This is a genomic window from Pseudomonas capeferrum, assembly GCF_000731675.1.
Taxonomy (GTDB): Bacteria; Pseudomonadota; Gammaproteobacteria; order Pseudomonadales; family Pseudomonadaceae; genus Aquipseudomonas; species Aquipseudomonas capeferrum.
The window spans coordinates 295,473-309,595 of sequence record NZ_JMIT01000004.1 but is presented as its reverse complement, the minus strand read 5'-3'; the positions used below and the strand labels follow the sequence as shown (position 1 = coordinate 309,595).

General features: G+C 58.9%; 12 protein-coding genes. 8 read left to right on the top strand and 4 right to left on the bottom strand.

Going from position 1 to position 14,123, the window contains the following annotated elements:
• Window position 1: 1 nt before the first annotated feature.
• Window positions 2-1,903 (top strand): sulfate adenylyltransferase subunit CysN, encoded by a 1,902-nt coding sequence (cysN, locus tag PC358_RS23525; RefSeq protein WP_033702857.1) that lies wholly within the window; start codon window positions 2-4, stop codon window positions 1,901-1,903.
• Window positions 1,904-2,043: 140 nt separating this feature from the next.
• A complete protein-coding gene (locus PC358_RS23520) occupies window positions 2,044-2,682 on the top strand; it encodes a hypothetical protein (RefSeq protein ID WP_209435451.1) in 639 nt (212 codons plus the stop codon).
• A 1,931-nt stretch (window positions 2,683-4,613) separates the two neighbouring features.
• On the opposite strand, the gene PC358_RS23505 is transcribed toward PC358_RS23520, so the two are convergent.
• Window positions 4,614-5,093: an Lrp/AsnC family transcriptional regulator gene (locus PC358_RS23505; RefSeq protein ID WP_027595326.1), complete on the bottom strand. Its 480-nt coding sequence runs from the start codon at window positions 5,091-5,093 to the stop codon at window positions 4,614-4,616.
• Window positions 5,094-5,220: 127 nt separating this feature from the next.
• Between PC358_RS23505 and PC358_RS23500 the strand changes: the two genes are divergently transcribed.
• A complete protein-coding gene (locus tag PC358_RS23500) occupies window positions 5,221-6,426 on the top strand; it encodes a methionine gamma-lyase (protein ID WP_033702855.1) in 1,206 nt (401 codons plus the stop codon).
• Between the two features lie 465 nt (window positions 6,427-6,891).
• Here the strand turns inward: PC358_RS23500 and PC358_RS23495 are convergent, their stop codons facing one another.
• Complete coding sequence (locus tag PC358_RS23495) at window positions 6,892-7,329, bottom strand: Z-ring associated ZapG family protein (RefSeq protein ID WP_027593992.1); 438 nt, start codon at window positions 7,327-7,329, stop codon at window positions 6,892-6,894.
• A 135-nt stretch (window positions 7,330-7,464) separates the two neighbouring features.
• Between PC358_RS23495 and PC358_RS23490 the strand changes: the two genes are divergently transcribed.
• The 3 genes from PC358_RS23490 (at window position 7,465) to zapE (ending at window position 10,694) form a co-directional block, all read left to right on the top strand.
• Window positions 7,465-8,100 (top strand): alpha/beta hydrolase, encoded by a 636-nt coding sequence (locus PC358_RS23490; protein ID WP_033702854.1) that lies wholly within the window; start codon window positions 7,465-7,467, stop codon window positions 8,098-8,100.
• Window positions 8,101-8,125: 25 nt separating this feature from the next.
• Complete coding sequence (locus PC358_RS23485; RefSeq protein ID WP_033702853.1) at window positions 8,126-9,475, top strand: tryptophan--tRNA ligase; 1,350 nt, start codon at window positions 8,126-8,128, stop codon at window positions 9,473-9,475.
• A gap of 124 nt (window positions 9,476-9,599) precedes the next feature.
• On the top strand, window positions 9,600-10,694 hold the full coding sequence (zapE, locus tag PC358_RS23480) for a cell division protein ZapE (RefSeq protein WP_033702852.1): 1,095 nt from the start codon (window positions 9,600-9,602) through the stop codon (window positions 10,692-10,694).
• Between the two features lie 113 nt (window positions 10,695-10,807).
• Here the strand turns inward: zapE and PC358_RS23475 are convergent, their stop codons facing one another.
• Complete coding sequence (locus PC358_RS23475; protein ID WP_077068765.1) at window positions 10,808-11,728, bottom strand: GlxA family transcriptional regulator; 921 nt, start codon at window positions 11,726-11,728, stop codon at window positions 10,808-10,810.
• A gap of 235 nt (window positions 11,729-11,963) precedes the next feature.
• Window positions 11,964-13,004: an NADP(H)-dependent aldo-keto reductase gene (locus PC358_RS23470; protein ID WP_033702851.1), complete on the bottom strand. Its 1,041-nt coding sequence runs from the start codon at window positions 13,002-13,004 to the stop codon at window positions 11,964-11,966.
• Window positions 13,005-13,261: 257 nt separating this feature from the next.
• Here PC358_RS23470 and rplM point away from each other — a divergent pair, with 257 nt between their 5' ends.
• Entirely contained in the window at window positions 13,262-13,690 is a 429-nt protein-coding gene (rplM, locus tag PC358_RS23465; protein WP_008097538.1) for a 50S ribosomal protein L13, read from the top strand.
• 14 nt (window positions 13,691-13,704) lie between these two features.
• Entirely contained in the window at window positions 13,705-14,097 is a 393-nt protein-coding gene (gene rpsI / locus PC358_RS23460) for a 30S ribosomal protein S9 (protein WP_033702850.1), read from the top strand.
• The last annotated feature ends 26 nt before the right edge of the window (window positions 14,098-14,123 follow it).

Genomic DNA, 14,123 nt, shown 5'->3' with positions numbered 1-14,123 from the left:
AATGAGTCACCAATCTGATCTGATCAGCGAGGACATCCTCGCCTACCTGGCCCAGCACGAGCGCAAGGAACTGCTGCGTTTCCTGACCTGCGGCAACGTCGACGACGGCAAGAGCACCCTGATCGGGCGCCTGCTGCACGACTCGAAGATGATCTACGAGGACCACCTCGAAGCCATCACCCGTGATTCGAAGAAGTCCGGCACCACCGGCGAAGAAGTCGACCTGGCGCTGCTGGTCGACGGCCTGCAGGCCGAGCGCGAGCAGGGCATCACCATCGATGTCGCCTACCGCTACTTCTCCACCGCCAAGCGCAAGTTCATCATTGCCGACACCCCGGGCCACGAGCAGTACACCCGTAACATGGCCACCGGTGCGTCCACCTGTGACCTGGCGATCATCCTGGTCGATGCCCGCTATGGCGTGCAGACCCAGACCCGTCGCCACAGCTACATCGCCTCGTTGCTGGGCATCAAGCACATCGTCGTCGCGGTCAACAAGATGGACCTCAAAGGTTTCGACGAGGGCGTCTTCGAAGAAATCAAGGCCGACTACCTGAAGTTCGCCGATGCCATCAACCTGACGCCGAGCAGCCTGCACTTCGTGCCGATGTCGGCGCTCAAGGGCGACAACGTGGTCAACCGCAGCGAGCGTTCGCCGTGGTACACCGGCCCTGCGCTGATGGAAATCCTCGAGACCGTGGAAGTGGCGGCCGACCGCAACTTCACCGACTTGCGCTTCCCGGTGCAGTACGTCAACCGCCCTAACCTGAACTTCCGCGGTTTCGCCGGCACCCTCGCCAGCGGCGTGGTGCACAAGGGTGATGAAATTGTCGTGCTGCCGTCGGGCAAGAGCAGCCGGGTCAAGTCCATCGTCACCTACGAAGGTGAGCTGGAAAACGCCGGCCCAGGCCAGGCCGTGACCCTGACCATGGAAGACGAGATCGACATCTCCCGTGGCGACCTGCTGGTGCATGCCGACAATGTGCCGCCGGTAACCGACCAATTTGACGCGATGCTGGTGTGGATGGCTGAAGAGCCGATGCTCCCGGGCAAGAAATACGACATCAAGCGCGCCACCAGCTATGTGCCGGGCTCGATCGCCAGCATCACCCACAAGGTCGATGTGAACACCCTCGAAAAAGATGCTGCCAGTGCGCTGCAACTGAACGAGATCGGTCGGGTCAAGGTGTCCCTGGACAGCGCCATCGCGCTGGACGGCTATGACAGCAACCGCACCACCGGTGCGTTCATCGTCATCGACCGCCTGACCAACGGCACCGTCGGCGCCGGCATGATCATCGCGCCGCCAGTACTGCCACACGGCAGCACCGGCCAGCACGGCAAGCAGGCCCACGTTTCCACCGAAGAGCGCGCCCTGCGCTTCGGCCAGCAGCCAGCCACCGTGCTGTTCAGCGGCTTGTCCGGCGCTGGCAAGAGCACCTTGGCTTATGCCGTGGAGCGCAAGCTGTTCGACATGGGCCGTGCTGTTTACGTGCTCGATGGCCAGAACCTGCGCCACGACCTGAACAAGGGCCTGCCACAGGACCGCGCCGGCCGTACCGAAAACTGGCGCCGTGCCGCCCATGTAGCGCGCCAGTTCAACGAAGCCGGCATGCTGACCCTGGCTGCGTTCGTTGCCCCGGATGCCGAAGGCCGCGAACAGGCCAAGGCGCTGATCGGCAAGGAGCGCCTGGTGACCGTTTACGTCCAGGCCTCGCCTATCGCCTGCCGCGAGCGCGACCCGCAGGGCCTGTATGCGGCCGGTGGCGACAACATCCCGGGCGAGAGCTTCCCGTTCGATGTACCGCTGGATGCTGACCTGGTGATTGATACCCAGGCTACCAGCGTCGATGAAGGCGTGAAGCAGGTGCTGGATGTGCTGCGTCAGCGCGGCGCGATCTAAGCGCTGAAGCTGCATGAAAAAACCCGCTTCGGCGGGTTTTTTTATGGCTGTGATTAAAGCACACGCACGGCGATCAGTTAGCGACTTGACGGATAGACAAGTTGACAAGTTGATAGCTCTTCAAGGGCCGGTCTAGTCTGTTGGCACAGGGGACAACCACACATGAAGTACTCCATCCGGAAATCGGTCGTATCGAAGCTGCGAAGGCCGCATTGCGTGAGCGCTTTGAGGAGCACCTTGCTCGTGCTTCGGAAGCGGTGGTGCTGAAAGCTGTGGCCCTTACGGACGAAAAAGCATTCGCGGCGCTTGCCAAGGTAGAGGTTGAGACTAAACGCAGTATCGCAACGCGCAACCAGGAAGCCGTGTCCAGGATGAACGCGCGTGCGTTCGAGCGGGTCGACGGTCGTTGCGAGTTACTGGACGCCAAGGCGGCCTGCGAAATACTGGGCATTACAAAGCAGGCACTGAGCCAGAAGACAAAAGCTGGAAACCTGCTTGCGTACACAAATTCCGATAACCGCAGAAAATTCTACCCAACGTTTCAGTTTGCCAATAACAAGCCACGGGCAGTTGTTGCAAGGCTGATCAAAGCGCTAGAGGTAGACCCTGCCGACCTTGAAGCCATGAATTTTCTGGTTCAGCACCTGGTCGGCAAAATGGATTACTCAGACCCAGGGGAGCCAAGCAATGAAGTGCCACGGTTCGAATTGTTGGATGACAGTGTGGCCCTGAGGATCATCACGCGTGACTATGTGAATGCCTTGACGGCGGGGCAGTGAAAGCCGGGGCTGTCTACAAGGCTTCTTGTACGTTTACTCCAGCACTACACCTAGGCTGTCCAGGAATTCAACGGCCGTTTCACCGTTAGACAGCAGCGCCTGCATGAGAGGTTGATAGCTCAGTGCTTCCACCTGGGTTGAGCGACCTGTGTTCAAGACGAGATTGCACCCCTGCATGGAGCCGGTGACGATATAGACCGCTGACTGATAAAGCAGCCCATCAACCCCGCTTTGGTACATGCATGCCTGGCTGTTTTTTCGGTTTTTATCCTAGCGCAACTTTTTCCATTGGTGATCTGCGAGTGTTTTAGCCGCTTTTCTGTTGAGCTGTAGGAGATTTCTGTAATCGTAAATGTTAGGGGTCATTTATACGCTTCATATGCCGTTTGGGGGGCAAGAGGGTGAAGGCCAAAGTTAATCTGGCGGAATGCTTGTTGGTCGGCGACATAGGCAGTGCGTGGCCACCTGCTGAGCTTCGTCTATAATGGGTTATAAGAAGTAACACCCCGCAGGAGTAGGGTATTATATTCACGCTGCTTTAAATCCTGGTTTATCGTTGGCGGCGCGCCACTCTTTTAGGGTGCGTGCTCCAAGTCATCATCCTGACTGTTTTTCTTTTTATGTTGTTCATCCATCGAAAGTGCTCTTGGTAATCCATCTGGCGCTCGCAACCCTGCTTGTACGGGTCCATATCGCATTTGAAATGGATGTCTTGTTTGTCAGGGAATAATATAGGCATCTCGTGGGTGCATCCGTTAAGAACAATTAGAATCATGATGGCTAGCTTTTTCATGGCGTATATTTGCGTGCGCGAAAGTTGTTATTTTGGTAGGGAAATTAAGTGTTTCAGTATGGGCTGGTCTTTTTGGGTCCTCGTGGATGTCTTTCTGAGCTTGAATTATGGCTGGTTTTTCAAGATTGATCTGGGCTAATAGGTGAAGGGGATTTCGCTTTAGTTTGTAGGGATTTTTTCCAGCTTTAGTGGGGGAGCAGTTCTACGTGTTATTGTGCTCGTTATATAGCCATCATGGTCGTGGATCGCTTAATAAGCGGGCCATGTGTGTCAATAGACCTGAGGTGTGTAATGGGAAGAGGTAAGTATCGAAAAATAAGCTATCAGCCGTTCCTTGGTTCGGGTGGGGTATTGCTCCCTCCTAATCAAGCCATGCAGGCGGGACAGTTTATAAAGTCAGAGAACGGACGGTTTATTCTTCGTCTCAGAAGTGACGGAAATCTGGTCTTGGAAGATGGGGGACCGTAATCTGGATCGCAGACGAGAGTCAGCCGTATAGCTCCACATTCCGGCAGTGAGCGCGCGAGCCACTCCAGTTCGTTGTCAGTAATTCCGGTTTTTTATATGATCCTGTCCGAGAGCGGATATGGTCCGCTCAGTCCACAGAGACACTGGATAAATCCTACTGGGAAAATAACTATCTCGCGTTGACTGATACGGGAAATATTTTTGATTTTTGATGGCCGCAATGGGGAGGTGAGATGGGCGCGCCATGGGTATGTACCGGGACGGCTGCCTCGAAGGGTCAAAATATACCCAGAGGTTTATCCTCCCATCCCTTCACCTCTCATCAAGATTCCACATGACTATCCTTGATATATAGTCGCGCTTCGAGGGATTTAGGCCTCCAAGCTCAATAAGCTTGGAGGTATAATTTTTCGTGGTGCTGAGAACAATGTGGCCGTTTTTATTTTAGGGTATAGAGTGTGTCTGCAAACCGACCGCAGCGGTTGGAGGTGAGGTAAATAAGCTCGATTTTTAATGGGGTGATACGGAAGTTCACTGGCTAAGATGCTTGTTGTTCGGTAAAGCAGGCGCTACCTAAAAACCGAAGGCAGGAACTTTGTCGCCTTCGCCCGATCTTCTTACGAGCAATACGCAATCCTTGTTATTTGGATGAGCAACGGCCTAGTCCAACTTATATGTGTTTTTCTGAGACTGGAATTACCCGCCTTTCCTTCACCGCTTTATAAGAAAAACTCGAATAAATCTCCTTCACCCCCGGCAACCGCTGCAGCACTTCCCGGGTAAATTCCCCAAACGACTCAAGGTCCCGCGCCAGTATTTCCAGCAGGAAGTCATACCGTCCCGAAATGTTATGGCACGCCACAATCTCTGGTATCTCCATCAACCGTTTTTCAAACGCCAGCGCCATGTCCTTGGTATGCGAATCCATCATGATGCTGACAAAGGCGGTCACCCCAAACCCCAGCGACTTGGGGGAAAGAATGGCCTGATACCCGGTGATGTAACCGTTATCTTCCAGCAGCTTGACCCGCCGCCAACAGGGCGAGGTGGTCAGCGCCACCTGGTCGGCAAGTTCGGAAACGGTTAGGCGGGCGTTGTCCTGCAGGGCGGCAAGCAGGGCGCGGTCGGTGCGGTCGAGGCTCGAAGGCATGTTTTGCCCTCCTGATCGGATAATTGTTGTTTTTGTTCCAAAAAGTGCGCGTTTGCGTGGGCAATTTTGGAAAAATTCAGGCAGCTCGGTGGCATAAGCTTATAACAAACCACAAGAGGCTGTTGCCATGCGCGACTCCCATAACAACACCGGTTTTTCCACGCGGGCCATCCACCATGGCTATGACCCGCAGTCACACGGTGGCGCATTGGTGCCGCCGGTGTACCAGACCGCCACCTATGCCTTCCCCACCGTCGAATACGGCGCTGCCTGCTTTGCCGGGGAAGAGGCGGGGCACTTCTACAGCCGCATCTCCAACCCGACGCTGGCTTTGCTGGAACAGCGCATGGCATCACTGGAGGGGGGCGAGGCGGGGCTGGCGTTGGCGTCGGGCATGGGGGCCATCACTTCGACGATATGGACCCTGCTACGGCCGGGCGATGAGCTGATCGTCGGGCGTACGCTGTATGGCTGTACGTTCGCCTTCTTGCACCATGGCATCGGCGAGTTCGGGGTGAAGATCCATCACGTCGACCTCAACGATATCAAGGCACTCAAGGCGGCAATTACCAGCAAAACACGGATGATCTACTTCGAAACCCCGGCCAACCCCAACATGCAACTGGTCGATATCGCAGCGGTGGCCGATGCTGCGCGCGGGCATGACTTGCATATCGTGGTCGACAACACTTACTGCACCCCTTATTTGCAGCGGCCGCTGGAAATGGGCGCCGACCTGGTGGTGCATTCGGCGACCAAGTACCTGAGCGGCCATGGGGATATCACGGCCGGCCTGGTGGTCGGGCGCAAGGCACTGATCGACCGGATACGCCTGGAAGGGCTGAAAGACATGACCGGTGCAGTGCTGTCGCCGCACGATGCGTCGCTGTTGATGCGCGGGATCAAGACCCTGGCCCTGCGCATGGACCGCCATTGCGCCAACGCCCAGCAAGTGGCGGAGTTTATCGCGAGCCAGCCGCAGGTCGAGCTTATTCACTACCCAGGGCTGCCATCGTTTGCCCAGCACGCGCTGGCCCAGCGCCAGATGCGCCTGCCGGGCGGCATGATTGCGTTCGAGCTCAAGGGCGGGATCGAAGCGGGGCGGCGGTTCATGAATGCCTTGCAGCTGTTCGCGCGGGCGGTGAGCCTGGGCGATGCCGAGTCGTTGGCACAGCACCCGGCGAGCATGACCCATTCCAGCTATACGCCGAAGGAGCGTGCGCACCATGGCATTTCGGAAGGGTTGGTGCGGTTGTCGGTAGGGTTGGAGGATATAGAAGACCTGATCGCTGATGTCGAGCAGGCGCTTCGTGTCTGTACCCAGGCGGCATGAGGGCGGCGGAAGCTGTGCCCTGTGCCTTGGTCTTTAGCTCAAGAGCATCCTCACTGCGTTGGTCATCTGGCCAGCGCATCTTTGAAGGAGTATCTCCATGAAGACAACAGTGCACTACAGGCTGGACATTCGCCGTGGCGGTGGTGACGACGATGAGGACGGTCAGCCGTGGCGCAAGCCTTGAGCAGAAATGAAAAAACCTGCCTCGGCAAAATGCTGTTCACTTAGGGCTGCTGCGCAGCCCATCGCGGCACAAGGCCGCTCCTACAGCGTCCGCGTAAGCCAATATTCACGGGGCTCACGCGGATACTGTAGGCGCGGCCTTGTGCCGCGAAAGGGCCGCAGAGCGGCCCCCGGCGAACTTAAGTGAACAGCATTACTGCCTCGTCAGGTTTTTTCATCGTTGTTCCAAAAAATGGATACAAGAAAAAGGCCTCTCGCGAGGCCTTGTTTCATTTCAGCGCATCAACGCTTGAGCCCGTAGCTCTCATCGAGCATGCCCGGCGAGTTCGGCGTTTTTGGCGCGTAGTCGCGTGGCACTTCGGCCGTGTCCTTCGGCGGGGTAAGCCGGTCACGAGGGCCCTGGGCCGCTTCGGAGTGCAGGGCGGCCAGCAGGCGTTGGCGGGTCACGTCGTCGAGGGCCAGGGTGTTGGCGCCATCGGCCAGGTGATCCTGGACATCCTGGTAGCTCTGGGTCAGTTTCTTGACCAGTACGGCGGTGCTGTTGAAGTGGGTGACCACTTCGTTCTGGTAGCTGTCGAAACGCTGCTGGATGTCGTCCAGCTGACGTTGCGTGCTGCTAGGCGCGGCATTGGGCAGCAGGCGGGCCACGACGAAACCAACCACCACGCCGATGACCAGGGCCAGGGTCGGCAACAACCAAACAAGGAGCGAGAGTTCCACGAGTCCTTCCTCTATAAACGGCTTTGCTTTACGTTAACGGCTCAGACCTGCGCTGTATACCGCGAGCGATCGCAAATCAGAACAGAATTCCTCACCTAGACGAATCGACCCTTCCCGAGGTCACGGAGTAGTGCCTTGCTTGTCCGCGAAACCCCTTTGTTCATCGACGGCCCTTGCGGCCAGTTGGAAGCCTTGTACCTGGATGTGGCCGACGCCCGCGGCGCGGTGCTGATCTGCCACCCCAACCCGGTCCAGGGCGGCACCATGCTCAACAAGGTGGTTTCAACCCTGCAACGCACGGCGCGTGACGCCGGTTACGTGACCCTGCGCTTCAACTACCGTGGCGTGGGTCAGAGTGCCGGCAGCCACGACATGGGCGCTGGCGAGGTGGCCGACGCCGAGGCTGCCGCGGCTTGGCTGCAGGCCAAGCACCCAGGGCTGCCCATGGTGCTGATGGGCTTCTCGTTCGGTGGCTTTGTCGCCACCGGCCTGGCAGGGCGCCTGGAAAGCGCAGGCGTTGAGCTGCAGCATCTGTTCATGATCGCCCCGGCGGTGATGCGCCTGACGAGTGAATACCCGCTGCCGCAGCGCTGCCCGATCACGCTGGTACAGCCTGACAGCGACGAAGTCGTCGATCCGCAGTTGGTTTACGAATGGTCTGACGCCCTGTCGCGCCCCCACGAGCTGCTGAAAGTGGCAGAATGCGGACACTTCTTCCATGGCAAGCTGACCGATCTGAAGGATCTGCTGCTGCCGCGCCTTTCGAATTGAGCCAAGCCTGAATAAGCGAACACCCATGACCACGCGCATCCTTACCGGTATCACCACCACCGGCACCCCGCATCTGGGCAATTACGCCGGCGCCATCCGCCCGGCGATCCGCGCCAGCCAGCAACCCGGTGCCGATTCGTTCTACTTCCTGGCCGACTACCACGCCCTCATCAAGTGCGACGACCCGCAGCGCATCCAGCGCTCGCGCCTGGAAATCGCCGCGACCTGGCTGGCCGGTGGCCTCGATCCGGACAAGGTGACCTTCTACCGCCAGTCCGATATCCCCGAAATCCCCGAGTTGACCTGGCTGCTGACCTGCGTCGCGGCCAAGGGCCTGCTCAACCGGGCGCATGCCTACAAGGCCTCGGTGGACAAGAACCTGGAAACCGGCGAAGACCCGGATGCTGGCGTGACCATGGGCCTGTACAGCTACCCGGTGCTGATGGCCGCCGACATCCTGATGTTCAACGCCCACAAGGTGCCGGTTGGCCGTGACCAGATACAGCACGTGGAAATGGCGCGTGACATCGGCCAGCGCTTCAACCACCTGTTCGGCCAGGGCAAAGACTTCTTCGCCCTGCCTGAGGCGGTGATCGAGGAGAGCGTGGCGACCCTGCCGGGCCTGGATGGTCGCAAGATGTCCAAGAGCTACGACAACACCATCCCGTTGTTCACCAGCGCCAAGGACATGAAAGACGCCATCTCGCGCATCGTCACCGACTCGCGTGCACCTGGTGAAGCGAAAGACCCGGACAACGCCCACCTGTTCACCTTGTTCCAGGCGTTCTCGACGCCGGCACAATGCGCCGAGTTCCGCGAAGCGCTGCTGCAGGGCCTGGGTTGGGGTGAAGCCAAGCAGCGCCTGTTCCAGCTGCTGGACGGGCAACTGGCCGAGAAGCGTGATCACTACCACCAACTGATTTCGCGCCCCTCGGACCTGGAAGACATCCTCCTGGCCGGCGCCGCCAAGGCCCGCAAGACCGCCACGCCGTTCCTCGAGCAACTGCGCGAGGCCGTTGGCCTGCGCTCGTTCCGCAGCAGCGTGCAGGCCGGCACCGAAGTCAAGAAAAAGGCAGCCAAGAGCGCGCGCTTCGTCAGCTTCCGCGATGAGGACGGCAGCTTCCGCTTCCGCCTGCTGGCCGCCGATGGCGAGCAACTGCTGTTGTCGCGCAGCTTCGCCGACGGCAAGAGTGCGGGCGCTGTGAGCAAGCAGTTGCAGCAAGGCGGCGAGGCCGATGTGCGTGTCGAAGGCCTGGGCTTCAGCCTGTGGCTGAACGGCGAGCAGGTTGCCGACGGGCCGCAGTTCGCAAGCGCCGAAGCCCGTGATGCTGCCGTTCAAAGCCTGCACGAGGCGCTGGCGCCGCAGCAGGACTGAAGCTATCCACTGTAGGAGCGGTTGAGCATGCGGCCTGAGAGACAATGGCCGTATGTATGATTGCCATCAAGCGGGTCTGTCGCTACAGTGACGGCCCGTTTTTTGTTGCCTCGCTAACGAAATCATGACGCCCCTAGAACGATATCAAGCAGATCTGAAACGTCCCGACTTCTTCCATGATGCGGCGCAGGAGACTGCGGTGCGTCACCTGCAGCGCCTCTACGACGACCTGGTCCAGGCGCAGAACAACAAGCCGGGCATGTTCGGCAAGTTGTTCGGCAAGAAGGAGCAGACGCCGGTCAAGGGCCTGTACTTCTGGGGCGGCGTGGGCCGTGGCAAGACCTACCTGGTCGACACCTTCTACGAGGCGCTGCCGTTCAAGCAGAAGATGCGCACGCACTTCCACCGCTTCATGAAGCGTGTGCACGAGGAGATGAAAACCCTCAAGGGCGAGAAGAACCCGCTGACCCTCATTGCCAAGCGCTTCAGCGACGAAGCCAGGGTGATCTGCTTCGACGAATTCTTCGTCTCCGACATTACCGATGCGATGATCCTCGGCACCCTGATGGAAGAGCTGTTCAAGAACGGCGTGTCCTTGGTGGCGACCTCCAACATCGTGCCGGACGGCCTGTACAAGGACGGCCTGCAGCGTGCGCGCTTCCTGCCGGCCATCGCCATGATCAAGCAGTACACCGACGTGGTGAACGTCGACAGCGGCGTCGACTACCGCCTGCGTCACCTGGAGCAGGCCGAACTGTTCCACTTCCCGCTCGATGACGCCGCGCACCAGAGCATGCGTGCAAGCTTCAAGGCGTTGACGCCGGAGTGCACCCAGGCCGTCGAGAACGACGTGCTGATGATCGAGAACCGCCCGATCAATGCCCTGCGCACCTGCGACGACGTCGCCTGGTTCGACTTCCGTGCCCTGTGCGACGGGCCGCGCAGCCAGAACGACTACATCGAGCTGGGCAAGATCTTCCATGCCGTTCTGCTGAGCAATGTCGAGCAGATGGGCGTTGCCACCGATGACATCGCCCGTCGGTTCATCAACATGGTCGACGAATTCTACGACCGTAACGTCAAGCTGATCATCTCGGCCGAGGTGGAGCTGAAGGACCTGTACACCGGTGGCCGGCTGAGCTTCGAGTTCCAGCGTACCTTGAGCCGGTTGCTGGAAATGCAGTCACACGAGTTCCTGTCGCGCGCGCACAAGCCCTAAAGGCAGCGGCAAGCTTCGAGGTTCAAGCGGCAAGAAAAAGCCAGGGCAAACCGCATGTTGCTCTGGCTTTTTCTTGCCGCTTGCAGCTTGTAGCTTGCCGCTCAGGAAGCCTTTCAGGCTTCCTGCATGAACTGCTGCCGGTACTGGTTCGGCGACAGTTCGGTATGCTGGCGGAACAAGCGGGCAAAGAAGCTGGCATCGTCGTAGCCGACCTCGTAGCTGATGGTCTTGATGCTCTTGCGCGTGCTCGACAACAACCCCTTGGCCGTCTCGATGCGTAACCGTTGCAGGTAATGCAGCGGCTTGTCGCCCGTCGCACCCTGGAAGCGGCGCATGAAGTTGCGAATGCTCATGCCATGGTTGCGGGCAACGTCTTCGAAGCGGAACTTGTCGGCGAAGTGCTCTTCCAGCCAATGCTGGATCTGCAGGATGATCAGGTCCTGGTGCAGCTTCTGCCCACCAAAGCCCATGCGCCCCGGGGTGTAGTTGCGCTGCACTTCGTAGAGGATATCGCGGGCCACGGCACGGGCCACGTTGGCCCCGCAGAAGCGCTCGATCAGATAGATGTACAGGTCGCAGGCCGAGGTGGCACCGCCGGCGCAGTAGATGTTGTCGGCATCCGTCAGGTGCTTGTCCTGGTTCAGCCGTATGTTCGGAAAGCGCTCGGCGAAGTTGGCGAAAAAGCGCCAGTAGGTTGTCGCTTCCTTGCCATCGAGCAGGCCGGATTCGGCCAACCAGAATACACCGCTGGCTTCGGCGCATAGCACGGCGCCGCGGGCATGTTGTTCGCGCAACCACGGCAATACCTGTGGATAACGCTGCATGAGGTTGTCGAAATCGTCCCAGAACGCCGGGAGGATGATGATATCGGCATCGTTCAGGCCGCCGTCGACCGGCAGTTGGACATTGCTGAAGCTGTCCACGGGCTGGCCGTCCGGGCTCACCAGGCCAATTTCGAACATGGGCTGCAAGCCCAGGCCCAGCTGCTTGCTGTAACGCAGGCTGGCGAGGTGGAAGAAATCCTTGGCTTGCATCAAGGTCGAAGCGAACACCTTGTCAATGGCCAGGATGCTGACGCGCCGCAGTGAAGCGGTGGGTTGGGTAAACATCATTTGTCATTGTTCTTATAGGGTAGAGTGGTCAATCACCGGCTGAATCGTCTTATGTTTTTTGTCCAGCTGCAAGCTTCAAGCGACAAGCTCCAAGAAAAACAGGCCAGTACACACCCGCTCTGTCTTGCAGCTTGAAGCTCGCTGCTTGTCGCTTTGATCAAGGCGCCGGGTTGGGCTGGTCCTGATGAATCGCTTCGATCGCCGCCAGCAGTTCATCGCCCAGGTTCAGTTCCAGGCTCTTGAGGTTGCTCTGCAACTGCACCAGGTCGGTCGCGCCGATGATATTGCTGGTCACGAAGGGTTGCCGTGTGACGAAGGCCAAGGCCATCTGCGCCGGGTCCAGGCCATGCGCCTGGGCCAGTTGCACATAGCGGCTGCAGGCCGCCACGGTCTGTGGGTTGGAGTAGCGGGCGAAGCGGCTGAACAGGGTCAGGCGGCCGTTCTCTGGCCTGGCCCCGTTCTCGTACTTGCCCGAGAGCATGCCGAATGCCAGCGGCGAGTAGGCCAGCAGCCCGCACTGCTCGCGGATCGCGATTTCCGCAAGGCCGACCTCGAAGCTGCGGTTGAGCAGGTTGTACGGGTTCTGGATCGACACCGCGCGCGGCCAGCCGCGGGTTTCTGCCAGGTGCAGAAACTTCATGGTGCCCCACGGCGTTTCGTTGGACAGCCCGATGTGGCGGATCTTGCCCGCGCGCACCTGCTCGTCGAGCACTTCGAGGGTTTCTTCCAGTGGGGTGAACAGGTCTGTGCTCAGGTGCTGGTAGCCCAGCTTGCCGAAGAAGTTGGTGCTGCGCTCGGGCCAGTGCAACTGGTACAGGTCGATGCGGTCGGTCTGCAGGCGCTTGAGACTCTCGTCCAGTGCCGCAACGATGTGCTGGCGGTTGTGCTTGAGTTGGCCATCGCGGATGTGGCTGATGCCGTTGCCGGGCCCGGCGACCTTACTGGCCAGGATCCAGTCGTCGCGATCGCCATGCTGGCGGAACCAGTTGCCGATGATGCGCTCGGTGGCGGCGTAGGTCTCGGGGCGGGGCGGCACCGGGTACATCTCGGCGGTGTCGATGAAGTTGACCCCGGCGGCCTTGGCCATGGCGATCTGCTCAAAGGCCTGGTCCTGAACGTTCTGCTCACCCCAGGTCATGGTGCCCAGGCACAGGGCGCTGACGTTGAGATCGGTACGACCGAGCTGGCGGTATTCCATCGGGAAGTCTCTCCTTGGCAAAGAAGCCCATAAAAGCAGGTTGAAATTTTTCGCGCAATCTGGATAATTCGGACCCTCTCCGTGTGGAGGGAGTGATGCACCACCACGCAGGAAGAACCCCGTCGAACATGGGCGTGCCCGACCCGAGCCCCCAAAAGCGTCTGTGTTCGGCTGCGCGCTTGCCCTTGGCAAGCTGTGCACTATCCAGTAAGATTCGCCGTCTATTTTTCGCTGGGCGGCCTCTGAGGCTTTAGAGAATGAAAACTTTTACTGCTAAACCGGAAACAGTAAAGCGCGAGTGGTTCGTAGTCGACGCCGCTGGCCAGACCCTGGGTCGTCTGGCTACCGAAATCGCTAGCCGTCTGCGTGGCAAACACAAACCAGAATACACCCCTCACGTTGACACCGGCGACTACATCGTCGTCATCAACGCCGAGCAAATCCGTGTGACTGGCGCCAAGTCTTCCGACAAAATGTACTACTCCCACTCCGGCTTCCCAGGCGGTATCAAGGAAATCAACTTCGAGAAGTTGATCGCCAAGGCCCCTGAGCGTGTTATCGAAACCGCGGTCAAAGGCATGCTGCCGAAGAACCCGCTGGGTCGCGACATGTACCGTAAGCTGAAAGTGTACGCGGGTGCTGCTCACCCACACACTGCTCAGCAGCCTCAAGAACTGAAGATCTAACGGGATAGTTCATTATGTCGGCGACTCAAAATTACGGCACTGGCCGTCGCAAGACCGCAACCGCTCGCGTTTTCCTGCGTCCGGGTACTGGTAACATCTCCATCAACAACCGTTCTCTGGACGTGTTCTTCGGCCGCGAAACCGCTCGCATGGTTGTTCGCCAGCCGCTGGAACTGACCGAGACTGTTGAGAAGTTCGACATCTACGTCACCGTTGCTGGTGGTGGTGTCAGCGGTCAAGCCGGTGCGATCCGTCACGGTATCACCCGCGCTCTGATGCAATACGACGAAACCCTGCGTGCCGCTCTGCGTCGTGCTGGCTACGTCACCCGCGACGCTCGTGAAGTTGAGCGTAAGAAAGTGGGTCTGCGTAAAGCGCGTAAGCGTCCTCAGTACTCCAAGCGTTAATACCGCTTCGGCAGTCGAAAAAGCCC